Source organism: Microbulbifer mixtoriginis (SeqCode), from assembly GCF_052466865.1.
This window is the reverse complement of sequence record NZ_CP174293.1, coordinates 2,304,159-2,330,222: the sequence shown is the minus strand read 5'-3', so window position 1 is coordinate 2,330,222 and position 26,064 is coordinate 2,304,159. Positions and strand designations below refer to the sequence as shown.

The 26,064-nt window shown below is 41.1% G+C and carries 22 protein-coding genes; 9 read left to right on the top strand and 13 right to left on the bottom strand.

Annotated elements, in window-relative coordinates:
* Positions 1-6: 6 nt before the first annotated feature.
* Positions 7-771: a hypothetical protein gene (locus tag ACJJJA_RS10705; protein WP_444904558.1), complete on the bottom strand. Its 765-nt coding sequence runs from the start codon at positions 769-771 to the stop codon at positions 7-9.
* An 89-nt stretch (positions 772-860) separates the two neighbouring features.
* The gene (locus ACJJJA_RS10700) at positions 861-1,367 is read right to left on the bottom strand and encodes a GNAT family N-acetyltransferase (protein WP_444904557.1); all 507 of its coding nucleotides are present in this window, start codon (positions 1,365-1,367) and stop codon (positions 861-863) included.
* A 1,063-nt stretch (positions 1,368-2,430) separates the two neighbouring features.
* On the opposite strand from ACJJJA_RS10700, the gene ACJJJA_RS10695 reads away from it, so the two are divergent.
* On the top strand, positions 2,431-2,925 hold the full coding sequence (locus ACJJJA_RS10695; RefSeq protein WP_444904556.1) for a DoxX family protein: 495 nt from the start codon (positions 2,431-2,433) through the stop codon (positions 2,923-2,925).
* Positions 2,926-3,372: 447 nt separating this feature from the next.
* Here the strand turns inward: ACJJJA_RS10695 and ACJJJA_RS10690 are convergent, their stop codons facing one another.
* Positions 3,373-3,774 carry a VOC family protein gene (locus ACJJJA_RS10690; protein WP_444904555.1) on the bottom strand — a complete coding sequence of 134 codons (402 nt, stop codon included), beginning with the start codon at positions 3,772-3,774 and terminating at the stop codon, positions 3,373-3,375.
* 873 nt (positions 3,775-4,647) lie between these two features.
* Between ACJJJA_RS10690 and ACJJJA_RS10685 the strand changes: the two genes are divergently transcribed.
* Positions 4,648-5,700: a DMT family transporter gene (locus tag ACJJJA_RS10685; RefSeq protein ID WP_252085628.1), complete on the top strand. Its 1,053-nt coding sequence runs from the start codon at positions 4,648-4,650 to the stop codon at positions 5,698-5,700.
* A gap of 161 nt (positions 5,701-5,861) precedes the next feature.
* On the opposite strand, the gene ACJJJA_RS10680 is transcribed toward ACJJJA_RS10685, so the two are convergent.
* The 10 genes from ACJJJA_RS10680 to ACJJJA_RS10635 form a co-directional block, all read right to left on the bottom strand.
* Positions 5,862-6,305 (bottom strand): hypothetical protein, encoded by a 444-nt coding sequence (locus ACJJJA_RS10680; protein WP_444904554.1) that lies wholly within the window; start codon positions 6,303-6,305, stop codon positions 5,862-5,864.
* 1,386 nt (positions 6,306-7,691) lie between these two features.
* The gene (locus ACJJJA_RS10675) at positions 7,692-9,050 is read right to left on the bottom strand and encodes a serine hydrolase domain-containing protein (protein WP_444904553.1); all 1,359 of its coding nucleotides are present in this window, start codon (positions 9,048-9,050) and stop codon (positions 7,692-7,694) included.
* A gap of 717 nt (positions 9,051-9,767) precedes the next feature.
* Positions 9,768-10,928 carry an acyltransferase family protein gene (locus tag ACJJJA_RS10670; protein WP_444904552.1) on the bottom strand — a complete coding sequence of 387 codons (1,161 nt, stop codon included), beginning with the start codon at positions 10,926-10,928 and terminating at the stop codon, positions 9,768-9,770.
* A 255-nt stretch (positions 10,929-11,183) separates the two neighbouring features.
* Complete coding sequence (locus tag ACJJJA_RS10665) at positions 11,184-11,393, bottom strand: VOC family protein (RefSeq protein ID WP_444904551.1); 210 nt, start codon at positions 11,391-11,393, stop codon at positions 11,184-11,186.
* 252 nt (positions 11,394-11,645) lie between these two features.
* Positions 11,646-11,972: a hypothetical protein gene (locus ACJJJA_RS10660; protein ID WP_444904550.1), complete on the bottom strand. Its 327-nt coding sequence runs from the start codon at positions 11,970-11,972 to the stop codon at positions 11,646-11,648.
* 488 nt (positions 11,973-12,460) lie between these two features.
* Positions 12,461-12,955, bottom strand: coding sequence for an HD domain-containing protein (locus ACJJJA_RS10655; protein ID WP_444885204.1), 495 nt, complete (start codon positions 12,953-12,955; stop codon positions 12,461-12,463).
* A gap of 481 nt (positions 12,956-13,436) precedes the next feature.
* Positions 13,437-14,384, bottom strand: a complete 948-nt coding sequence (locus ACJJJA_RS10650; RefSeq protein WP_444904549.1) for a ketopantoate reductase family protein — start codon at positions 14,382-14,384, stop codon at positions 13,437-13,439.
* Between the two features lie 514 nt (positions 14,385-14,898).
* Entirely contained in the window at positions 14,899-15,483 is a 585-nt protein-coding gene (locus ACJJJA_RS10645; RefSeq protein ID WP_444904548.1) for a hypothetical protein, read from the bottom strand.
* Between the two features lie 16 nt (positions 15,484-15,499).
* Positions 15,500-16,636 (bottom strand): dipeptidase, encoded by a 1,137-nt coding sequence (locus tag ACJJJA_RS10640; RefSeq protein WP_444904547.1) that lies wholly within the window; start codon positions 16,634-16,636, stop codon positions 15,500-15,502.
* 18 nt (positions 16,637-16,654) lie between these two features.
* A complete protein-coding gene (locus ACJJJA_RS10635) occupies positions 16,655-18,322 on the bottom strand; it encodes an amidohydrolase family protein (protein ID WP_444904546.1) in 1,668 nt (555 codons plus the stop codon).
* A 184-nt stretch (positions 18,323-18,506) separates the two neighbouring features.
* Here ACJJJA_RS10635 and ACJJJA_RS10630 point away from each other — a divergent pair, with 184 nt between their 5' ends.
* From ACJJJA_RS10630 to ACJJJA_RS10600, 7 genes are all read left to right on the top strand, one after another.
* Complete coding sequence (locus ACJJJA_RS10630; RefSeq protein ID WP_444904545.1) at positions 18,507-19,412, top strand: LysR family transcriptional regulator; 906 nt, start codon at positions 18,507-18,509, stop codon at positions 19,410-19,412.
* Positions 19,384-20,670, top strand: a complete 1,287-nt coding sequence (locus ACJJJA_RS10625) for an NRAMP family divalent metal transporter (RefSeq protein WP_444904544.1) — start codon at positions 19,384-19,386, stop codon at positions 20,668-20,670. Before ACJJJA_RS10630 ends, ACJJJA_RS10625 begins: the two co-directional genes overlap by 29 nt.
* Positions 20,671-21,364: 694 nt before the next feature.
* The gene (locus tag ACJJJA_RS10620; RefSeq protein ID WP_444890554.1) at positions 21,365-22,438 is read left to right on the top strand and encodes a 3-deoxy-7-phosphoheptulonate synthase; all 1,074 of its coding nucleotides are present in this window, start codon (positions 21,365-21,367) and stop codon (positions 22,436-22,438) included.
* A 281-nt stretch (positions 22,439-22,719) separates the two neighbouring features.
* Positions 22,720-23,175 (top strand): hypothetical protein, encoded by a 456-nt coding sequence (locus ACJJJA_RS10615; protein ID WP_444904543.1) that lies wholly within the window; start codon positions 22,720-22,722, stop codon positions 23,173-23,175.
* Between the two features lie 199 nt (positions 23,176-23,374).
* On the top strand, positions 23,375-23,983 hold the full coding sequence (locus tag ACJJJA_RS10610) for an OsmC-related (seleno)protein (RefSeq protein WP_444904542.1): 609 nt from the start codon (positions 23,375-23,377) through the stop codon (positions 23,981-23,983).
* Positions 23,984-24,246: 263 nt separating this feature from the next.
* A complete protein-coding gene (locus ACJJJA_RS10605) occupies positions 24,247-24,648 on the top strand; it encodes a hypothetical protein (RefSeq protein WP_444904541.1) in 402 nt (133 codons plus the stop codon).
* A gap of 710 nt (positions 24,649-25,358) precedes the next feature.
* Positions 25,359-25,820 (top strand): hypothetical protein, encoded by a 462-nt coding sequence (locus ACJJJA_RS10600; RefSeq protein WP_444885215.1) that lies wholly within the window; start codon positions 25,359-25,361, stop codon positions 25,818-25,820.
* Positions 25,821-26,064: the final 244 nt, after the last annotated feature.

Genomic DNA, 26,064 nt, shown 5'->3' with positions numbered 1-26,064 from the left:
ACATAGTTAACTAGCAGCTATCAAATTATCCCAATAATCTGCGCTGTTATCTGTCCAAAAGAAGCGATCTGGATTCGATTGGCTTCGTGCATATGTATAATCTTTAACCACTCTTTTATTAAATAAGAGTTTTACTGACTTTAATTCATTATGTATCCTATAATCAGACGAATCCGGACTTGAGCATAATTTGTTATAAAATATAGACTCAAAGACTTCTAAGTCTCCATCAATAATTTTAATTTCGGAGCTATCTGACTCACCAATGATTGAGGTTTGATCAACCTCCACAACACCATTCTCATTCCACAATCTTATATAGTTACTCGCTTTAAAAGTGGAGGAGATATCACACAACAACGTATTCTCAGAGGTTAGTAAACTATCATTACACCTTTCACCAAGTAATTTCTTAATAAAACCATGTAACTTATATATATTTCCGTTGATTAATATTTGGTTTGCAGTATATACGGCAGGCCTGTAGCTATCTTGGACATTAAGGTGAGCAAAGCAATCATGAAAACCACCTTCGTCTGACGTCAATAGCCAAACATCATTATAGCTGAGTATCTTATCCAAATTAGGAGGGTCAAAAGGTCGCTGTGAACAAAATACAAAATCAGTAAAGTTTCTGCCGGTACAGACGGAGTATAAAACTTTCCCGTAGCTAAAATGGTTAATTTCAAATAAAAGCATCTCAATTAAAGATTTGCTTATCTCATTGTTTTTTGGGGAAACACGTATCCGATTTGTAATAACATTTGTCAACTTAAAGTCTCCTTGTCAAGCTGATATAAAACGACTAAAAAAACGGCAAGGCTTAACAAGGCTAAGTAGCCAATCAACGTGACCGATTCTTAACCTTGTACCGAGAATGCCTCGTGGTACGCAACCTCTCCCTGCGGAAAACTGCTACCAAATGACAGTGCCAGGAAGTACTCAGCTGGAACCCCTGGCAAAACCAATCCATCGATCACCTTGAAGCCAAAGCGCCCATAGTAATTAGGGTCCCCAAGTACTACACAACCCTCTGCCCCCTTTTCTTTAAGGTTTGCAAGAGCTTTCTCCATAAGCTTCGAGCCAACTCCCCTTCCTTGATACTCTGGCAATACTGAGATCGGCCCAAGTCCAAACCAGTTGGTCGAGCTATCAGAAATGTTTACTGGTGAAATGGCAACGTGACCTACAATTTCTCCATCTGACTCAGCCACCAGAGATAAAGATAATGCACCTGCCTTGCGAAGACCCTCCACAATAAGCTGCTCAGTGTGATTAGTATGTGGAGCATCCCGAAATGCTAGGGCTGTAACTCGGTGGATTGCCTCAACATCTCCACCACTTTCATTACGAATTTTAATATTCAATTTATGATCTCTTAAAGAGGTTAACAGTTAATTCAAAAATAGCTGTTCTATATTATGCATCTTTACATTTACAAAATTTATCATACCTACTATACAAAGAACACAACCCAGGCCCCAACCTTACCTTCCGGCTTTAAGCCACTTTCCAAGCGAACTCATCAAGGAATGCCCACCGCAGTTTGAGCACCGGTAGAAAAGAAAGAGATTGATCAAAAATACCGAAACGGTAAAAAATAACAGCTGGGGATAATATTTCGGTTACAGAAGAGGAAGCAAAATGGGCAAATCTTTAAAGAAGAAAGAGTATGCTTTTTTGCTCTTGTTTTTGTCCGAGCTTCTTATAAATTCTTGAATTAAGCCAGGCGGCAATTTTCATTTGTACATTTCTCCCCATTAAAATCTCTCTCCTTGATATAGCCACTCACTGCCTCCTGTTCCTTATCGATTATTTTGTTCACCACGATTGCAAAAGGGCTACAGGATATTCTGATCCATCTCCACACTTGACCATAAGTGAGTTCCGGCAAAAATCAGAAATAGGTGTAAAGCTTCCATTGGATAAGGAGCTCTGCGGGCCTCCCAACCACAAACACGTCATATGGCGCGAAAAAGGTCAATCATCGATTTGATTTGCCCTGACATTTGAATAGGCTAAGATGGTGGAAGCATTGCGGATTGTATTGCATTTGTCGTGTTTTTTAATATCTCTCTAGCTTTCGCACCCGAAATGAGTGCGCAGTCAAGATAGGTCACTGGCATTTAGGATATGCCCAATCATGCCGATTCGATGTATAACGAATAAGGCAATTTGCGTCTGCGCCAGCTATTTTAGCTGCGCTTAATACCCAAATAAAAATAATTTATTTACGACGCAATATTAATGACTGAGCTGGTTACTTGCTTGCAGACAGCTCCCAGAAAAAAGACGTTAAAATATACACACCTACAGGTGGAAATATAAATATCTCAACATTTGGCACCGACTGCAAAGAAGACTTTAAAAGCATACGAAGCATTTAAAATTAAACTGACAGTTAGAATACAGCTATATAAGAAGGCGCTTATGTTTACACAAAATTCTCCACTGACGAAGAAAATACTTGTTGGTGCTCATAATTGGGAATGGATACCTATCTTAGTAGCACGTGTGTCATTGGGGTTATTCTTCTCAGTATCTGGGTATAACAAGCTATTTGTACCTGAGAGACATGCAGACCTAATAAATTTAATGAAAGAAATAGGAGTGCCCTTTCATGAGCTTATGGCTATATTTTTAGCTTCTGTAGAATTTTTTGGTGGCTTACTATTAATAGCAGGGCTTTTTTCTACAATTGTTGCGATTATACTAATTATCGTAATGATTGTTGCTATCACCACTGTTGAAATTGAGCATGTCATCCCCAAAGGCATAGGGCCATTGGATTGGCTAAGCTGGTTTATTTACCTACCCCAAGTTTTATATATTATTTTATTTGTATGGTTAATAACTACAGGTCCTGGTCGATTTAGCTTAGATTACCTAATCGCTGATAAGCTAGGCATTAATAACCACAATTAAAGAAGTTGAACTGCTGTCATAGTTAGTACAGTTATTTCTTCAATCTTAATCCGAATCTGGCAACCCTATTGAAAACATATACCCCTAGACACCTACAAAACAGAAGTACAATTCATCTAGACTAACAGTTAAAAAGAATACTTAGAAAAATTAAAAATCAACCAGCCAACTTTACATCCTTTAATATGAAATTCGAGTACCCTGAATAAATTGAAAAGCCCCCAAGCTTTAAGAGCCTATTGCCCGCCTTCCCCATTAAAGCCCATCACTTACTCTGCCGCCAGGCACCAGGCATCGCTCACAATGCTTCCCCACCGGGAAACACCCCGAATTGATCTTCAATAAAGATAAACAGGTTGAACTTGATTAGACTGCAAGATGCATCAAGTCTGGATTGTCGAACTAACTTGCTAAGTAATACACAGCTATAGCTATTAGCTGTCTTTTTTATTTATTGTTACCAGCCACAGTGCCTGAAAAATTATTGTAGTATTTAAACTCAAGTAAATTGCCCGCCGGATCTTTAACCACAAATTTACCAGCCTCACCTTCAGAATCCTCACCTCTCACTAGTGGTTCCAGTACAAATGGGATCGAATTGTCTTTGAGTAAAGCTAATATTTCACTCCACTGTTTTTTCTCTAGTGATGGGCCAAAGTGATCTATAGGCTTGGCTACCATTCCATCCTTTTCTTGATGTATAGTAATTTGATGTCCATAGAATATTATATCAATCCATTCTCCTGTATCTCGGCCTACAGCACAGCCAAGTAGGTTTACGTAGAACTCCCTTGCCTTTTCTAGGTTTGGAACAACGAACGATAGATGAAACGGCTTGATATCTAGCACTCCTTTCACAAAGATACAGTCGAAGTAACCATTGGCTACCCACCAGCAAAATATAAACTACCAAGACTATTGACTGAAGAAGAAAGTTAAACGAAGCATGAAGAACCAGCTAACCAAGTTAGTTCGAGATAAAAGAGTAAAATATATTCATTACTCTGGAAAAAATCCCTAATCACTGGGACCTAACACCCACCTTTAACAAGTCGAGACTCTCTACCCTTATGTTCACCAAACTGAGACTACAGGCACCACTTATTACCAAGCTTCCCCAGCTCAGAATACTTACCTTGATCTTGAGTGTCAGCAGAAAACGAGCCGATTAACCATTAGCGCTCAACCGTCCAAAACTAAGAATTATTTACAGTGTCTCAGTCACAGTGCAGGAAGTGAAAAACGATCAAGTAGTTATCGACTTCCAAGCCCTAGGCCTCACCCTATCCATCGAGAAGAGATCTACCATCTTAGGCAGTCGAACATCCAGCTTCATCCATTAGCGTCACTAAGTCATAAAAACTTTCAGCTCGTAGAAAATATCCATCTCTTGACTGTTTGACGATGCAGCATAAGAGATGAAATTACGCCTATAAAATCTATCCGCCCAATCAAATTTCACAATCATGTTTTCCGAACTAAATTCGAATATTTTACTGGGCGCAGGTGGAAAGTGTGTAACATTGCCTCAAACATTGACCAGAAAAATCACTCTGACGTGGATATATAGATTAATTTTAACTGCTTTTAGGCAGCCGATTATGAGATTTAGTCTAAACTAATCCAGATTAGAATGACCCACCTTCACTATCAGATAAGTCGTAGTTGGCAAAGGGCGAGGTAAATCCGCTTAAGCCTGCCATAGCACTCAGGGGAATCAAAATGGAAAATCAGCACACCGTAAAAAGTACCCGATTTTGGCTATGGATTTCGATTCTTATCTTTGCCGCTTCCAACTCTGTTGTTGCGAAAATCGGGGAGCTCGGTGCCCATCATCTCATTAATGGAAACAATCCCATCTCTTTTTGCAATCTCTTGTTCGCAGGAAATCTCTTGGCGGGTATCACCCTTTTGATAATCTATAGGAAAGATTGGCGCCTCAGCATCTTAAAACAGTACCCTTTCAAGGACTGGTTTTACATGTTTGTGCTCATCTTGATGTCTGGTGTTCTTGCCCCAGCTTTCTTTTTTATTGCTCTAATGATCACAGAGGTGACTAATGTCGTTTTAATCGCAACTTTAGATGCTCCCTTAGGACTCTTATTTGCTTTTTTAATGTTCCGGGAGAAGCCAACAGGGTTCTCAATAGTGGGTGCCCTTGTGGTAACGGTTGGTGTTATTGCAATTTTTGTGCTACACCAACCTCCGATGGAAGATCCAATGAGCATGAAAATGCTGAATCTTGGAAATCCAGCAATGAACCAATTCCTAGAAACCCTCCCCAAAGCTGGAGAAATTTTAACCGCTGTAGCAACACTCTTAGGCGTCATTGCCGTTCAGGTCAGTCGGAAACTGCTTGATCGCGTCCCTATTGGCGTCTTTTCAGTTTTCCGCATGCTTGCAGGTGTGATCCTCTTCTCCGTCATTGTCCTCTCTGTATTTGGGGCCAACCACTTTAACGACCTCCTTTCCCCATTCCTCTGGGTGTGGATGCTTGTATATGGAGCGGTCATTATTGTTTTTGGGCAGATCACCTGGTTTAAAGGGCTCCAAGGAGGGGCCAGCTCTGCCGACATCTCTATCGCTACCGCCATCACCCCCGTAGCAGGCACTTTCTTCGCCTTCGTTATCCTTCAAGAGATTCCAAACTTTGCTCAAATTATTGGAGGAATTATTATCATGGCCGGAATAGGAATCTCACTACTCGGTCAATATCGTGAACAAAAAGCCGTCGAAATGAAGTATGAAAAGCCATGCTCATTTAAGGGTGTATAAATCAGTATTTTACTGATCACATTTTATATTTAATTTAGAGTTACAGGTTTAAGTTAAATCTATCATTAAAATAACACCTTAAGCTAGATCATTAGCTTACGTCTTCAAAATCAGGGTTCAGAAGCATAGGGAATTTAATTGACGGATGTGCTGATTAAAGGTTATTCAAGTATTTGACTTTCAATTCTTTTTAAATCTGCATGAAAAGCCGCCTCCATCTCTTCAAAAAAATCGTCAGAAGCTTCTTTATCCTTATTTTTAATTTTTTCCATCATTTTTTCCCGCCAAGCTTCAACACTTGCTTGAGATCTATATACCCTTTCAAAATATGGCTTAAGGGCATTAATTTTAACTCCAGCAACCAGCATATCTCTTTCAGACCTGGCGTTATGAAACTCCAGGACAGCTTTTCTTATACCTTTATATGCTTTTTTACGCTCTTCTAGCTCTTTCATAAGGAGCTCTTGCCTCACCAATAATTTTGCCTTTTTAATATCATTATCATATGAAGCATTTAAAAGTAAATATTGGGATACACCCGTTAAGAAAGCCCCAGCGAAAGCGGAGAGTAAAATAACTTTCCACTCTACTTTAACTTTCGACATAGATTTAACCTTAAAATATAATGTTTTAATGAAAAATACTCAGAACAATGAAAAGCCCAACGTAAAACGTAAAGCCCGTCAACTGGCGCATATTTAAACCTAAAATCTAAATCCATTATAACATATAAAAAAGAACCATTTGAAACCAAGGTCTTTTAGTCACCCCAAATTTGCCAGATTAAACTGTAGTTAAAGGCTTCCTTATTAAAATTTACATGCATCCAAAATGCGTATTTAACTGTATTACTTGTCTAAGCAGGGATATATGGCGATCTTGTAAAAATTATTCTACTCAGGCCAGGCTTCATAATTAGATTAAGTACCGAACCGTCGACCCAATGCTTTGATCACATGCTTAAATCTGAAGCCAGCTGAGCCAGAGATACTTTAATCATTCTCTAGCGGAATACTTGCATATAGATTATTGAGTTAAGATAAGAATTAAACTAATTGTTAGAGGGAGAATCCACGTCCCCTAAATTCCTTCTCATCTACCACAAAGATGAATTACATGGAGATCAAAAATTGATCGATTGTAGGGCTTGTAGAGAGTGAACCTAGCTTCAATCATCGTAATAAAATCAAGACAATTTTTGAGCTATTACTCGATAGCTAATAAAATTACCCTTGTCAAACTTGCCAAAATCCATGATCAAGAGCGCCATTGATATAAATAGCGAATATCCCTTTACCAGGTATCTCTAATGGTGGAACCGCAATCTTTGCCCCTTGAGCTTTAATAAAGCTTATGGCTTTTTCTATGTCCTCAACAAGCCAATATGGGCGAACTACGAGCTCTTCTGACTCTCGTAAAGGTCGACGCACATCGACGATACTGCCATCTTTTAAGCTATATGTTCGAGCTCCACCGAGAAGTTCATCGGCATCATCAAATCAGACATTATGAGCAGCTTCGTATGCTGCACATACTTTATCTACATTTAGAGTAACAATTTCTAAATGGTGTATTTTCATAATTCTCAATTGGTAGATTGAAATACAAATTCGTCAGATATGGTTACTGAATATGATGATATTACTCTTAGATTTTTTACAGGGTGATTCCGACATTTCTTTTAATTTATCCAAGCTATTTCAGTTGATTGCCCAAGCGACTTCTGTCGAGCCTTCCACTTTAATTCTACTATGCGAAAAAAACTACAAGAATCTTCATGAGTTTCTGGGATTACCCCTCCTGTTATTAGAATAGGCATTAAGAATATGCCTATCGTAGCAGTGGGAGCATTATCCATAAGAAGCTTTCCCATATTTGATTACACATGAATACGATAAAGAAAGATTAAGTCAACTTTCATATTATCCTTACACCTGATGACGGCAATTTACCCCCTCTCTACCCTTCTTTTAAGAGGGGGTAAAATATTTCTACAACTTGACTGCCTGCTGGGGCTTTACGGCGAGATCATTATAGAAACTCATGACCTGCTTACCATTTTTATCCTGCTCAATAACCATATAGGTCAAAGTATTCTCGAAATAGAAACTATTCTCAGACATTGGAATAATTTCGTATTTTGGACCACCACTTCGTTGAGAATAAAAAATTCCATCTTCCAAAGATAATGTCCTAACGGAATTTTCATCAATCTTATAGCTACCCAGAAGCCCTTTAACTTTACTTTCATCTAATTCGACTGATTTAAACTTCGGCACAGGTATATCAAGAACTTCAGCTGCTAATAACTTACTAATTAAACTTGGGTTACGGCTACTTAGATTACTTAAGACGGCAATGTACAAATCTTCAGATGGAATATAAAATGCATCAGTAGTAAAACCTGGTATACCACCACTGTGTGCTACCATGTCATATTCACTAAGTTTTCCGATGCCCAACCCATAACCATAATTTGACATAGAATCATCATTCAACTTGAACGGTTCAATCATTTTCTGATAACTTTCTTTGGAAAGTACCTCGCCATCTCGTAAAGCTTTGAACCATATATCCAGATCTGTCACAGTAGATAAAAGTGCTCCAGCAGCATGAGGCCACATCATATCGATATACGTAGCATTAACTACGCCATCAGGTGATGTATCATAACCATTAGCCCTATTTGGGATAACTTTGGAACCACCATAGTAGCTAGATTTCATGCCGACTTTCTTAAAAATATTTTCATCGATAAAATCAGCATATGATTGCCCACTAGCAACCTCAATAATTTTTCCCAAAAGAACATAACCCGTATTCGAATAACGCATCTGCTCGCCTGGCTTAAATTTCATCGGGTGCTTGGCAAATCGAATTAGCATATCGTCAATGGTTGTCGGCAACCGTATTTCTTTAGCAAAAATCTCCTCATCTTCAGTGTAATTAGCAATACCAGAAGTGTGAGTTAAAAGATGCTCAATGGTTACATCACTCCCTTCAGTTGGAAAATCAGGTGCATATTTATGAATATTATCCGTTAGTGAAAGCTTACCTTGTTCCTGCAACATCATTATTGCTGCTGCAGTAAACTGTTTAGTGATAGAACCCAAGCGAAATACACTATTAGCTGTCAAAGGTATATTGTGCTCTAGATTTGCGAGGCCATAAGCCCCCTGGAAAATTACCTTTCCTTTTTTACTGACAATAACCGCGACGCCAGGCTCACCTATTTTAACGTTTTCCACCAAAATTTCTTTGTAACGCCTCTGTCTATCTTCTATCACATCAGCAAAAGACACATTTAAATTCAACATCAGCAGAAATATGCCAAGTATTAATCTTTTCATTTTACCCCTATCCTTTTGTAACGAAGTTGTACAAAGAAGCTTCTCAAAAATCGAATATAACATTGATTTTAATTTTTATTAAAAGATTATTCCAATTTTCACTTTAAGTAACTGCTATCCTTACAGTTTACTTAATCAAAACTATCAACTTAAGAAGAGCAGTTTTCCGAATCAATATCTGATAGGGCGAGACGCTGAGTAGTCCGGGTTTACTCTGAAGTAAAATTGATACCATGGTCTTACTTGCCATCTTCTAGGTGAGATTTTTGTACTAGATATATTGAGCTGTTCTGCTGTAGTGGGGATTACCATTCATGGCCAGGCAAGCTCCGTAGTCCAATTAAACTTGCAAGAGTTTCTTTGCTACTCTTTTCCATTTAAGTACATCTACCGTCTAAGGGATCACCACGCTCCTCCAGTAAGCCCCATCATCGCAGAGCCCACTTACAGCTTTGTCATCAGTGGGAAGTTAAGATTTTAATACTAACTCTCAGAACCAGTGATATCCAAAAAATTAAAACATACGTCTCACCTACAATACTAGGAGCTAAAAGTTGCTAATTAGAGACAGGTGTCCTCAACCAAAGTAGCCCTATAAATTATTATGTGACCACTCTCCTAATAAAGTTAGAAAAGCTCATCACGGTACTCCATCTACTCTTTATAACAACCATGCCTTATCAGTTAGAAACTGCAACTCTCATACTTACACTACGATCACCTGACAGTCCCGTGAATTGTTTTATTACAAGCAATATCATCACTTACGTTACTTCTTCTAGGCTTAAGCCCAAAGAGTCTACGTGTTACATTGAATGGATATACAACTAACAAGCATATAGCTGTAGTTATCAAAAAAGAACCAACAGCTAGTACCATAGCTTTATACGTCAAAGACATTGACAAGTTAATTACAAAGTAACCAAACACAACGATGACTGTTTGGTGAAAAATGTAAAATGGATATATCAATTCATTACTAAATTTTAGCCATTTAGGGGTGCTTGCTAGGTGGCGTTGAGCATAACCTAACAGGGTCAATAACGCTGACCAGGCGACTAAACAACCTACAAACCACCAAATTGACCAACGAGCTTGCAACGACAAATACTCGCTTAAGTCCGGAGAATAGTAATAAGCATAAAAAATTAATGAGCTGACCAGCAACCACACAAAGTTTACCTTCCGATACTTCTCTAATGATGCCCAAACCTTCCGAGACTGTATGAAAAACATACCGACAAAGAAGAAATAAAGATAAAACAAAGTGGAAGACAGATTGCCTATGCCATGACCATTATCAGGAATATATAATTTCAGCCCCACTCTGATTACAATCAATACCAAAACTAATCCAAATAGACCACTTGATGTATCCGACAACCACTCTACAAATCCTTTAAATGAACTTGACCATTGTGACCTTAGAAAAAAATAAAACGGTACTGCAAGCAATGAAAAGAAGACCAAGTATTCAATAAACCATAGGTGGTTTGAATCAAACTTAAGTGCAAGCTGAGGGAAGGCCTGCAAAAATGAGCCATATTGACCAATATCCTCAATATAATTCTGAGGCGGCACAACAAGTAACACCCCTACAAGTAAAGGAATAAACAATCTGAAAAATTTATCTCGTAAAAACTGAGATGGATAGACTTTACGGAGCAACAATACACTTCCTACACCAGCAATAAAAAATAGTGTTGGCAGCCTGAATTGCTCAAAATATACCATAACATCATCAAGCAACTTGTTAGACTCCGCATTCATGATATGCCATTCATCCCCATTAAATGGCATTAATGCATGGTGTAGGAATACCGCCAAAATCAATATGACTCTTAACCAATCCAGCTCGGAAACCCTGACGTTATTCATACAGCTCTTTCCATGACATTCTAAATTTCAATAGCATAGAACTTGCCTATATTCCCTTTTGGCTGCAATAAAAAACAATTTTAGTAGACTTAAGCTTTAACAGAAACTGCCATCAGGCCACTGTGCATTACTCTTCTTCTCAAGACGCTTCCTATCAAACTCTATCAATTGATAGTTATAACTCTATAAACTATTACACCAAAAGCAGACAACCTAAAGTTAAAAATCACCCACCTCATTGAAATAACATAAATTCTATTCAAAAAAACATATCTTGTTTCCATCTAAATCTCTTACATATGCAGCAAATTTCAAGCCCCGTTGAGCTGGTTTACCCGCACAGGTGCCACCCAGTTCAACCGCTTTATCATATAGTCTTATCACCTCTTTCTTTAATTCAGTATTAAATCCAATCATTGTTCCATTTCCATTCGTGGCTTCTTCCCCATCAAAGGGCTCTGCCACCGAAAATGTAAACTCTTTGTACCGCCAAAAAGTCATCCTTTCATTAGAGAATAGTTATTCAAATCCCATATCTTCAAAAAGTGAAATGTAAAACCTTATTGATGTCTCCAGATCATTGCTACCGAGAACCACATAGTTCATCTTCATATCATGACTCCATAAATGTGGCCAACAATATTAAGCACTCAACATAAGAATACATAGACTCTTCACCACAGAGAGGCTGGTTACGAAATATCTACCCACCATGACTTAACCGTCCTTCTCATAATATACCCACAGACAGAAAAAGCCGACCACTGTGCCGACAGGAAAATTGAGTAAGCAGAATATTGAATAAGGGATAGCTATTTTGTATGCCCCTCTATCCTCTTGGATCAACTTTATACCTGCTGCCAGACCAATAGAATTGATAGATATCAATAACACTAAAAGAACTATGAATGCCCACGATAACAACTCAGGAAATTCACTAAAAAAGAAAAAATAGAAAACAACAAAACCAAAAATATATATTATAAGTGACAGAAAAGCATATATTGATAACGCCCAACCAGCCAACTTTTCTTTGCTGCACATCACAATCTTCCCTTGGTGCCCAGCACCTTATTTATAATCTTTCTTTAATACAAGTATCATTTCACCCTCAAACCTGATGCAAGTTATATTTCAACTCACTATCGAATCTAAAGATTACGGCGCCAATTAAAAATGAGTTCAAATCCGAACCAAAAATAAACCCAAAAACTTCTATGTCTTGAGTAAGGTTCACAGTAATTCGGCTATCAAGGCTTAAGACTACTCAAAACAATCAAATCGACAATACCCCCTTGATCTGTTAGCTTCGGTTTCCACATCCTACAAAAGCAGATCAAGCAGTAGATAATCACTGGCTTCTGCCAACACGTGCATCATTTTCCCCAGTAACCATATCAGGATTTAAGGAAAGAGATATATCAATTGGCTGTTAATTTATAATCTTGGAGCTTCTTAATAAAGTGACGTAAATTTTGAATGCTTTTTATTAGAAAAAACGTACCATTTTATTCAGAGGAATCTCGAATAATCTATCCACTAGTGACACTCCGCTGTAACCGCTTAAGGCCTTCACTAGCAATACTCTCAAAGCATAAATCTAATTCGGAGAAGATATCCCAACGTTCCACATCTAAGATATGTGATATTCGGTCTATTATTTGGAGCTCAAGCTCCTCTACGCGCTTACCTTTCCACAACTTGTCTGAGAGCGCTATCGCTAGCTCTTCTATCGTACATTCCATATCACTCCAACGGGCATGAGAAAGACAGCATCGAGCGATTGCTGGTGTAAAACCTTTTGATAGTAATATCCTTTCACCTTCAGGTTCATGCTGTGATCCTGGGCCATACATTTCATTGGTATGTATAATTTTTCCAATATCATGTATCACTACACCAACACGGACAAAGTCCGGATCGAAATTCACTTTCATTTCGATAAACTTTTTAATCAGGAGATCGGCCGCCTCACCAACTAATGTAACGTGATTAATGAGATGCTGGGGCGCATCCAGATTGTCCAATAGCTGAAATGCTTCTTCTCTAGTTCTCAGAACCTAGTCCTCTAGTTGTTACGAGCGTGCCTTTACTCAGTGGGGATGCCTCCCCTTCATTTACCTGCTGCCTATGGTCCGTGTTGAAGCCACCTTCTAGGTGAGGAACACAGTCACAGGCCCCTCCAGCTAATATTATTACTATAACAATCGTTTTCGATCATGACATCACACTGATCCGGTAGCTCCAGGGGATTCCGGATACGCGAGACCATTGAGGCATGGTTGTAATGGGGAGGGCAAGATAGGTCACTACATGACCACATTGGCGGTATCTGGTTAAACGGGAGTTATCGACTACTCCAAACCATTAACCCAAGAACTCCATGATTGTGTTTTTATGGAGTAACCCCGAATCCGACTCAGCAACGGCTTATTTGTGTACACTGATCAAGGAAATGGGAGCAAACGTTTGAATCAGGCGCTATATACGGGGTGTTTGCTCAACTTGTTATACCCCATTGCGCATAGGCTCGCCATTGGCCCAGGGCTTCAATGCCCCGTAGACAAAACTGTTAACCGGTGTTGCTACCTTCAGCTGCTTCCCTCTTTGCACAACTGCACCATTTAGAGACTCAAGCTCTAGGCGCCTTCCAGATGCTATGTCGAAGTACATCGAACCAAGAGTCTTATTGAGTACTCCAGGAGGCAACTCCTTCTCCATATGCCTAATTGTACGCTCAACCGTATCCTCCGAAAGCTCTATTCCACTTCGCCGCGCTAAGGAATAAACCTCACACATAATGTCAACAAATAACTCGCGAGAGGCATGGCAGGCTAGGAGCGTACCCACAGGCAATCGTGTGAGTGCTGTCATTCCATTCACCGCACAGATGAACAGGAACTTCTCCCAAATAGCCCGAGTGATATCATCACTGACCTCAGCGACAACCCCAGCTTGTAGAAATGTATCTTTAAGCACTTGGGTGCGCTTTGAGCCAGTTACATTTGGATCACCAAAGACAAGTGGGCCGGGATATCTGTGCCGCACAACTCCAGGCTCTTCGATCGCCACATTAGTCCATGAGATACCGCCCAGAATAGCTATTCGCCCAAAGGCTTCGTTCAGGGAATCCAAGGAGTCGACACCATTCTGCAGGGTAAGCACCTTTGTATCTTCACCTACAGCACGGGCGATAAGCTTTATGGCTGCTTCGGTATCGTAGGTCTTAACGCAGAATAGGATTAGATCCACTCCCCCCACCGAAGTCGTAGTCTCCGCAGCATCAACCTGGATAGTAAAGGGCTCTTCTTCAAGTGGCAGCACCGTTAAACCACGCTCTTTAAGTGCCTTCAGCTGCCTCCCTCGAGCAATAAAGAGCACTTTGTGTCCTGCCCTCGCCAGGTGGCCGCCAAAGTAGCTTCCGAGGGCTCCGGCGCCCATAACAATAATATTCATCTCGTTCTTTTCCCCGCGCTTCAAATGGTCTTTTAACCATATCGACTTGCTAAGAATAGCAATCAAAAGGGCTTTGAAATCAACGCCTAACTATTACTTTAGCTTTTGCATTAAGGCCTGGAGAAAAAAATCTACTCGACTATTGCTGTTAGGACAAACGAACCATGTTATGAGCCCAACCAGGTGCGTTTCTCGTAAAGGTATATATAGCCATCCCTCAGCCTTTGAATGCTGGTAGTGGTGTAGATTCTTTAAAGATAAGAGATACTTTATATAAGAAGGAATTTACTGATAGTCGGATACTAATAAATCGCCGGCTAGGTTACTACCCCAGACAGCCAAGTCATTGTTTATGACGAACGGGGCTGGCCCAAAGCAGAGAAACACTTAGGGCCTATTCACCTAAAAGACCAAAAAAATTTCTGAAAATCAGATGAGTATAAGCTGTGAGCTTTCTATGGTTTCCCCTAAAATAAAATACTTTATAAGGATTGATAACATTTGATTTTTATCACTAACAGCTTTTGGGCTTTATCGACTGAAGTTCTCTCCATACAGGATGAGAGGAATTCTGTGGAGAAACAATAAAGTACCACCGAAGCTCACTCGTTTTTTTACAGTTAACTTGATCCCCTTTAAAGTAGAGGGTCTGTTCTTTTTTAGTTATAAATGGCTCAATCCACTTTATTTGGCCAGTATACTTGCGATCAACCCACTCCATTGTAATAGCAGGCTCATACTCTTTGCCTTCAGTGACAGCTTTGTACAACCCCCTATAGTAGGCGGCTATAAAATCCTGAATTTCTAACTTTCCAAAAACTTGATTCTTCTCTGGCTTGTGGGTCCAAGAAAAAGCATAGCTAAAAAAATCTTCTTTTTCTTGTTTATACATACCAGGCAGAAACACAAGCTCTTCAATACCATTCAAGGTGATATCTGAGGCAAATTCGATCGGAAAAGGAATTACTTCAGTCTTTGAATCTTTTGGAAATTCTGAGTAAGTGCTAAGCTCTTCAGCAAAAAGCAAAGGTGAAAAGAGAAGCGTAACACAAACAACCAGTCGAGATAGAACATCATCAAACTTTATATATTTAACCATTGAATCTCACCTTCCTTTAATTCCATACGGTAGCAAAAACACGCAACCAGTTTTTACCAATTATTTTTTCTACCACTCGATCAGGAATTCCTTTTTGGCTTAACTTATAGGCAATAAGCTCCATCCGTCTCTCGGAGTTTAATTCCGGAATAAAGGGTGGACGATTTGGTGTTTCGCCGGGCGCCGAAATTCCAGCCGCAATACGACGCTCAACTTCCTTACGAATACTTTCTCGATACTCTGGACCATCATTGACCGGCACTACGCCTTGGTCACTACCTATGGCAACATGATCTTCACCGCATACTTTATAGGCATGCAGTATATGTTCTATTACCACATCGGCCTTTATTTCATGCTCGCCACCTTCCAAAAATGGCATTAAGTAGATTCCAACCAAGCCACCGGTGTCTGCAGCAGCTTTTAATTCTGTATCGTCATTATTTCTAGGGTGGTCGTAAATTGCGTTGCAGCCAGTATGAGAGATCACAACCGGTCTTTTTGATTGACTGATAGCACTGGAAACTGTCTTCTTTCCTGAATGCGAGAGGTCGATCAGAACTTTCTCCGCCTCCATTATTTCTATGGCTTTCTTGCCAAGGGAAGTTATCCCTGAATCCTCCTTAACGAGACCGCCGCTGCCAAGGATAGAAGGACCATTATAGGATACCTGCATTATCTTAACGCCCATTTTGGCGAATTCTGAAATACCTGAAAGTGACTCATCAAACATTTCAGTTGATTGGAATCCCATTATGATACCGAGCTTACTCTCCTGCTTCGCTTTCAGGATATCTGATGCGGATTGAATTAAGCGCAAGTAGTTTGAGTTCTGCCCGATGATGGACTTAGCTTTTTCAACCTTCTTTAAAGTCTCGGAATAGTCATCACCTGGATAGGGAACTGTCATATTCAAGGCACTAATCCCCGAGCTCTTGAATATTCCCAGAGCTTCTTCAGAGACTGGCTCCCTGAGCGAGAATGCTACGCTGAGACCATCAATTACAATCGATGAACCGTATGAATTCCACGTTGATTTTCCTGCATTAACCCCAGAAAAAGCATTTAATATACCCGAGTTAATAGCCAAATATGAACCAACGCCACCTGATACTAGAGATTTAATTAGTGCTCTTCTATTTATATCGCTCATAAGATCCCCACTCCAGAATTAATCAGTGCTTCGTGAAGCAATACATTCCACTTCAGCTTTGGCATCAAGTGCCAGGCCGCTTGCTGCAAAAGCACTCCTCGCTGGTTTTTTTCCACTGAAGTACTGGATGTAGACGTTGTTCGCCGCTGGCCAATCATCAATATCAGCGAGCATCAAAGTACACTTAACTACATCGTCAAAGCCCAGGTTTTTGCTCTCAAGAACTTGGCCAATATTCTTCATTGTTTGATGCATCTGAGCTTCCAGACTTTCACCTGCCAAGGTTAAAGTTGAAGGATGATTACCGATTTGCCCGGATAACCAAATGGTTCCATTCATTTCACGTGAAGAAGAGAAAGGCAACTGTGGATCGTCACCAATAAAAATAAAACGACCGTTCTTTACTACATGAGCTATCGCCTGGCTATTTTCAATATTTGTTTCGGGACTTTCTGAAAGCACAACCATGTTTGCTTTCTTTCCCTCTTCAATACTACCGACAGAACCTTCTATCCCTATCACTTTCGCCGCATTTAAAGTTGCAGCTTGAATTGCCTCGAGAGGTGTCATGCCGATTTCATCTACGAGCAGCTTTAGCTCATGATGAATCATCGGTGTAGTGTCATTTTCAAGGTCACTAAATGCATCCGTGCCAGCCGCAATGGTAATGCCGCTTTGATAGGCAAATTGTGTCATTTGTGTACTGAGCTGATCAAGCTGCCTGTATTTTTCGTTTAAGTCATTTCTTCTTTCAAATACTGTAAGCGTCGCATCTAATATTGTCCCTTTCTCTTTCATCGCGTCAAAAAGAACTAAATAGCTATCTTTTTGCAGCATTTTTTCCCAGGTTGAATCATCGAATTCAGCTGTTTTCCTGCGCCACGCCTTGAAGTTATCAACTAGCTGAGCGGACATATCAGAGGCATGTGAAATAGTTTCAACACCAGCATTGACAATATCCAAAGGTTTGGAGGGGCCAATATAAGCATGTGACCAGACTTTTAAACCATGTCTTTTGGCTGCACTTGCAAGCAATGGCACTGTCTCGGCCTCAACATCTGCATATATCTTGATGCCTGTTGCACCAGCGCCTATGGCCTGGAGCATTACTGAGTCCATATCTGAATTATGATCTACCGCTCTCATCCATGTTGTGTGGCCTGGTGTACGCCCTTTAGCTGAGGCAATGGTTCTCGGATCCGAGAAGAAGGATTCCCCGCCAATAATGACTGAAAAGTAAATGTCTGGCGAAGCGATGGCGTCGACCTCTGCTTGACGTCTTAAGTAGGCCAAGGCTCGCGCATCACCGCCCATATCTCTCACAGAAGTGACACCACCACGAAGCAGGTATCGAAGTCGCTCAGTAGTGATTGACAATTTATCCCAGCTATCCGGATCTGTTGCATGGTGGACATGCGCATCTATCAAGCCGGGGATTACAAACTTCCCTTTTAAATCGACAACACTGGCCCCCCTCACTTTGGAGAGCTTATTCGTTGAAGAAATTCTCTTGATCTTATCGCCTTCGATAAGAATCGACTGTCTTTCATCAATTTTGAGCGATTTAACGTCCACTATATTGGCGTTAATGAGCAAGACTTGCTCTAGCTTACTTTCCTCTGCGAATACAACGCCGTTGGTAGCAATGTATAGAGCCACTAGAATAAAAATTTGTTTTATTTTCATGTACTTATCTAAAAGAAGACTGTGGGGATTTTTAACCTAATAGCAAAATTTTGCGTCATTTGGGATACACTTTAAATGTCATTTAAGTTTATAGTATATAAACTATTGGTTTATTATACTTATCGGTATACTCCAGTTTACGCCCACCTTAAGAAGAGAAGAAGACTAGCCATCAGGGGAGTCAATGAACAAGTTACACGCCCTTGAGGCATACTGTTTGGTATGCGAAAAACAAAACTTTGCAGCTGCTGCTCGCGAACTCGGCATTTCCGCAGCAATGGTTGGTAAGTACATTAAGCAGTTAGAAGAGGAACTGGGCTGCCTGTTGGTGATGCGCAATACACGCAAAGTATCAATAACCGAAGCGGGCGATGATTACTATAAGCAAATTTCACCAATACTAAAAAAACTCCACTCCGTCGACCAGGCGATGTCTGAATATAATCAAGAGCCCAGAGGCAGGCTATCGATATCGACCAGCATAGAGCTAGGCAGTCAATATTTTTCAGGATTGATTGCCAATTACCGCAGGCTATACCCTCAGGTATTTCTGGATTTTCACCTCAGCAATGACCCACTCGATTTACTCGACAATAAAATCGATCTCGTTTTTAGAATCGCACCAGAATTACCCGACTCTAGCTATATCGTCCAATCTATCGCGAAAACTAAGCTAGCACTCTGGGCAAGTGATTCTTACATTGAGAAGAATGGGCTCCCTGAAAACATGGATTCATTAAAGAAGCATCAATTACTTTTCTTTAACCACAGCATACGAGGGGATCACTGGCTATTTCAAGACAAAGAAGAGATAAAAAAAATCAAACTCCCCTGGGCCTGGCAATCTAACAATGGGAGGCTATTGAATGAGGCAGCTGCTGAAGGACAAGGAGTAATCCAAGCGCCTTTTTACTCTGTCAAATCTTATGTCGACTCTGGCCAACTCACTGAGATTTTACCTAAATTCACAATAAAGCCACTGACTATTTTTGCGCTCTACCCTCATCGCTGCGAGCTTTCCTTGAAGGTTAAAACCTTTATCGATGTGGCTAAGAGCTTTTTTGAGCAACATCATTCCGAGCAGTTCTGATTTAATGGATGTATTTAAACGCACTTTCTCAAACCTAGGCCCTGGAATTATTTGGGCCGCAAGCAGTATTGGCGTGTCTCATATCGTGCAGTCTACTCGCGCAGGAGCAGATTACGCTTTCGCTTTGATTGGTTTTATTTTCTTAGCGCATTTAGTCAAATACCCTTTTTTCAAAATCGGTCCAGAGTATGCAGCTGTCACCGGCGAGAGTTTATTGGAAGGCTATAAAAAACACAGTCGAGTGGGTTTTTATAGTTATATGGCTCTCACATTTCTAACAATGTTCTTTGTTCAAGCTGCAGTTACGATTGTCACAGCTGCTTTAGCGCTCAATTTATTTGGCGACATCCTAAATGTTTCAGAGTGGTCTGCCATCATTCTGGTCATTACCTGTGCAATATTGATTGCTGGCCAATTTAAATGGCTGAATGAAAGCTTAAAGTGGATGGTCCTCATACTGGCTATTGCCAGCTTGATCACACTCATTGCTGCAATAAGTCAATATGGGCTTCTTCCCTCTAAATCCCATTTAACAGCCGATATAGTACCAGCTGTGAGCATCGCATTTGTTGTCGCCTTAGTCGGCTGGATGCCAACTTCGATTGAAGTTTCTGTTTGGCACTCTATTTGGTCGGAGCGAAGGATAAAGGAAAAACCAGATAGAGGGTTTGCCAGGAAATCTCTCATATTTGACTTTAAGGTTGGCTATTTCACCAGTTTGTTATTAGCGATTGTATTTGTATGGTTAGGTGCACTAGTAATGTTTGGGAAAGATATCGAATTATCCCAATCTGCAGGCATATTTGCTGGTCAGCTAATCAATATTTATACCGAATCCCTTGGTGACTGGAGCCATTTAACAATCAGCATTATCTGTTTTGTCGCGCTTTTCTCAACCACCTTTGCAGTCTCCGATGGCTTTCCTCAAGTTTGGCGAAGTGCCTTGAGATCATCGAATAACATCAAGATTCCAGAAAATAGAGTCTACGTATCCACCCTTGTTATACTAAGCCTTATAAGCTGGTTTATTATCTCCCTATTTGCTGATCAATTAAAAAACCTTATCGACTTTGTAACCACTTTATCTTTCGTTTGTGCTCCAATCTTTGCTTTACTCAACATTCTTGTTATGAACGGGAAATGGGTACCAAGAGAGTATCACTTAAAAGGGTGGTACTTAGTTTACACTTATGCCTGCCTGTGCTTAATGATAGGTTTTAGCTTTTACTTTATTTATTGGCGCTTCTTGAGTAACTAACGATTTCTTTGCAACATCAACAGACTTGAAAAGTCTAGAAATGTAAAGCTCAGGGATGAGCGCAATATATAAGGTCATCTAAGCCTTAGAGATCAATCCCTCTTCATCTTCAGCTTTCCTAGTACTTTGTTGACACAAGGTGCAGTCCGGGGAAATCAGCTTACTTCATGAATACTGCCCCTCATATTCAGGGGTACTTCTGAACTCTCCCGCAAAGGCTATATAAGACGTTTTAGCTACAGACTAAATTTTTTACCCTGAGTTAAGCCATCTAAGCAGTTGGCATTAGATCTATCAAGGTGGTTACTTGGATTGCTATTCCTATCTCTGTAAAACTGAACTTCTCACATAATGAGTGGCTCATCATAAGCTAGCTCCTTTCAGCATGAACAACTCTGAAAGGAAGGTCCATTGATCACCTCTTAATCACTGGGTACTCATAGGTAGGCTTGTACTCAACTGATGAAGCTCCAAATCATCACTTCTTCCACGCCAAAACTCTCCTAAGAGACTTCCTCTAAACGCTCCTGAAGTGCCAAACTGTCATAGGAAAAATACAAATGCACATCCCAAAATCAGGCCAAATATTTGGTTGCAAATGAAACCCTCGCCCTATTCTTTGCGGCACAGTAGGATAAGTCATCCGCCTGCAGGTGCAGAGCGGCACTAAGGAACAGAGTAATCAGAAGACGCTATGACTACACAGCAGTTCGACGACCTGAATGTCGTCTCCCAGGAAGTCCTGATCAGCCCGGAGATGCTGAAAGCAGAACTCCCCATTAGCGATGCAGCCGAAGCGACCGTCGCCAAAGGGCGCAGCGCCGTGCGTGATATCCTCGATCGTAAAGACCACCGCTTGATGGTGGTTATCGGACCTTGCTCCGTTCACGATGTGGACGCTGCAATGGATTATGCCAAGCGCCTGAAAGCGGTGGCAGATAAGGTTTCCGATACCCTGCTTATAGTAATGCGAGTCTATTTCGAAAAGCCCCGCACCACAGTTGGTTGGAAGGGCCTGATCAACGATCCCCACTTGAATGATTCCTTCAAGATTGAGGAAGGCCTTCATATCGGCCGCAAGCTACTTTTAGATGTCGCCGAACTGGGGCTGCCCACCGCAACAGAAGCACTGGATCCAATCTCTCCCCAATACCTGCAAGATCTGATTTCCTGGTCAGCCATTGGCGCACGTACTACCGAATCCCAAACTCATCGGGAAATGGCCAGTGGCCTCTCCTCTGCTGTGGGCTTTAAGAATGGTACCGATGGCGGATTAGAAGTAGCGATTAATGCCTTGCAATCTGTCGCTAATCCCCACAGATTCCTCGGTATCAACAAGCGCGGTCAGGTTGCCATTATTCATACCTCCGGCAACCCTTATGGCCATGTTGTGCTTCGCGGCGGTAACGACAAACCAAATTACGATTCGGTCAGCGTTGCCATGTGTGAACAGGAACTACGCAGCGCCGGTATTACCCCCAATATCATGGTCGACTGCAGCCACGCCAACTCCAATAAAAATCACGAATTACAGCCCCTGGTGGTAGATAACGTGACTCACCAGATTCTTGATGGTAATCAATCAATTATTGGCATTATGGTGGAGAGTAATCTGAAAGCCGGTAATCAGAAGATTCCCGCCAATCTGAATGACCTGGAATACGGCGTCTCTGTTACCGACAAGTGTATTGATTGGGAAACTACCGAGTCCCTATTACTGGGTATGGCCGAACAATTGCGTGAGCCACTGAAGAGTAGAACTTGCTAAGTATGTGACTTTATAGGGGGCTGTGCCCCCTTTTTCTCTAACTGGCAGCTATTTATTTCTAATACTGGCTGCCAGCCCCTCCCAAGCGTCCTCATGGCGAGCTTAGATATCTCCTAACCACCAAAAGCCTCAGAAAGGCTGACAATGGGACGCCGTAGGAGTACCCTCCCCACAGTAAACAGGGCATAGGAAGTGGTTTTCCCTCGTTTTCCAGATATGCAGGGAACCAAGACTGTATAAATATTGATCAAGAATAAATCTTTTAGAATAGAAGCAGCTAAATGGAACTGCAGTCTAATAAAATACTTACCTATATACTGGGTGGTTTTGTCCTGATATGGCTCTTTGTGAGCCTGAGCTTTGCCCTAGATACTGGCTCTGTATTCTCCTGGATTGCCACCACCCTACTTTGCCTTCTCGCCGTAATCACTTTTTCGTTCAAGAAAGATCACTATATTGATTTTGAAACTAGGCAATACGTGTCTCAGAATCGAATTCTCTGGCACAACTGGACAGAAGAAAAGCCCCTCACGATTTTCAAAGGTATTAAAATAGTTTCCTACTCTCACCACTCTAAAGAGAGCAGAAGTGGCCATACCAGCTATCAGGTAGTGCTTATTTTCAAATACGCGACTTTTAATGAGGGCATTACGGCAAGGTCCTACCAGCAATTAAAAGAAGCTCAACGCTATGCTTATGAGTTAGAACAACGGACAGGCCTAGCACTGCTTGCCTAAGATCAATAGACAAATACCATAACTCCTAAAGGCTCTGCGAAAAACCTCACATTTACACACCCTGATTTTCCCCCTGCAATTGGGGAGCCCATAGCAGAAACTCTAAACTACCGACATTTCTATGTTCTTTTGAGCATCTGGCACTTTCAAAGCCAACCCACAACCACTACCAACCCACAACCATTAAGAGGTACCCACTATGGAATCCGTAGAATGGGATATGTCCTCGACAACCATCGTTCGTAAGCTTAATGATGAGGCTGAGCAAGATACATTTCCCCCACCTCACCTGGACAAAGTGAAACAGGGGGAGCTTTTAAGATTTCATGCCCATATCAATGTGGAACAAATGCCCCAAGGACATCACTTAAAGAAGGCAACTATTTTCTCGAATGTGCCTAATGGAGGAACTTGGGAGCTGATATGTGATGAAGGAACTGCGGTTGGAGGCCGGGGTAGCGCTCCATCACCCATCATGTACTTTTCTGCAGGGTTGGCACTCTGCATGATGTCTCATGTAGAGATGCTGGCACAACTCTCTAATATTCAACTTAAGCAGGTAAGGCTTGAACAAAAGACCGAATTTTCAACCACTCTTAACTTTGGTGGAATTCAACCCGAAAAGGTATTTGGCCAGGGTGACCGGGTGGAGATTCACTTGATTATAGAAAGTGATGAGACCGAGGAAAAACTCGTGGAGTTTGCCCACTGCTGCCGGCAAGCCTGTATGTCGCTACAAACGGTAGCCAAAGCCACACCAGTCACAACCTCTCTTTATCTCAACGACAAACCTATACCTTTTACATAAACCAAGCTGGCTTGGTGATATCCAGGGTGAAGCGCTAACAGACAGATTATGAAACCAAAAGCTTCCGAATTTAGATCTTGGTTCCCCATATGCCACCTCTCTATAGATTAATTTGCTCAGTTTTTATTTGGAAAAGTGAAACTGTCTTTATAAATCGCTTTAAAATTATCTTTCTCACAGCAGATAGGAGCCCTAAAAAGCACATTGGGGCTTACATTTAACTAAAGTAAAATTCTGCTAGGTTGCGCGAGGGAGGTCGCAGAATGCATTTTTTATTTTTGGTACTATTGTTACTCTCCATTGCCAATTTCAGCACTGCTCAAGAGCGACTCGCACAACTTCCAGCTGATGCCCAGCCAGTACAAATTCTCGGAAAAACTTACTACCAAAGTGGCAATAACTTCTATGCATTTAGTGAAAAAGGACGTTACTACTATCCGGTAGATCCTCCTACCGCTATTCGCCAATATGAACGCCCAAGAAACCTATCTTTTCTTTCTACTCGTACGGAGCCAGGGCCGCGGCTGACTCGAGGACAAATTGCAGGCTGTATGAATATGGCAGCAGACAAGGCTAATGCCAATCCTGCTAAGGGTGGCAAAATCTATATACGCGAATACAATATGTGTTTAGAAAACACCCGTAGACTATTACCAAACCCGTAGTAAATGAGGAGCTTAATTCAGAAAACTTTTTAAACCCTTCCATCTTTTGCGTGCGACCAATAGCTAGACTGAGTGACTTTTCATCTACGCTCAACAATACGCTTTGATACACTACGATAAAAGATTAAGAACGATCAAAACCAGCCAAATACAAAGCAACAATCCCACCAAGTCAACCGATGTAGCGATAAAACCTAGTAAATACCCTATCCAGCCACTAGCCAACTCTGCTCTGCATGGCAAACATCACTCCCTGGAAGACATCCGCACCTCCAGCAAAGTAGGCCCCACTAGTGTCCTTATATAGGTTAAACACAACAGGCATCATTAATACTCACAGAATTCACCCCCCCACAGCCACACAACTGAAAATAAAAAAATATATTCATCTCATGGCAAAGCCCTTTTCAGGGCTAGACGACCAAAAGACAATCAACTTCATATTCCCTCCAACTGAAAAACACTTTTACCTGCCCTGTTGTTATCTTTGCCATGGAGTAGAATTTAAATTCCCTAAAAACATCATCAATTAGAGCAATTTTTGCACCCCATGAATATATCAGAAAACTTTACTATTGGTTTATTTTCCTTTATTTCGTTGTAGTCTTTAAAACTAGTGGTGAAGCAACCGAAACTTCCAATAGAGCGCATTGGGACACAACACACATTTGAGTAGACTTGTTGCCAAGTTGGGAGAAGGAGAAAACGTTATGCGCTATTTATTTTCAATGATCTTACTGTTCTCTCTTGCGGGGTACGGTGTAGCTCAAGAGCGTCTCGCTCAGCTACCTGCCGGCTCTTCACCAGTACAAATACTCGGCAAGACTTACTATCAAAGCGGAAATACCTTTTATGCCTTTAATGAACAAGGCCGTTATTTTTACCCAGTAAATCCGCCCACAGCTATCCGTCAATATGAGCAGCCCAGAAATATGTATTGGCGCGGTTCTCAGCCCCGTTACTACTGGCGCGGTTCTCAGCCTCGTTATTACTGGCGCGGTTCTCGACCTAACTACTATTGGCGTGCGCCTACGCCTCGCTACTACGGTCTGACTCAAGACCAAGTAAGAGGCTGCATGAATTTCGCGGCAGACAAGGCGAACCGTAACCATGCGAATGGTGGTAAGATCTACATCCGCGAATACAATCAGTGCATCAGTAACTACCGCTAACAGGATTAGTAACTGATGACCTATCAATAGAGTTTGCGAAGCAAACTAAAGGGGCCGCAAGGCCCCTTTCTTGTTGGTTGAACCTTTCTGAAACCTTTGTCGAACAATATCAAAACGATACACAATCGGAAGACTGATCGAATAGCCGTGTAAAAGGACAATTTCTAGCAGCCTCAATAGGGCATTTTTCCTTCTCTACACTATGCTTGCCCTGCCTGACAACACAAATGTCGCCATCCACAAT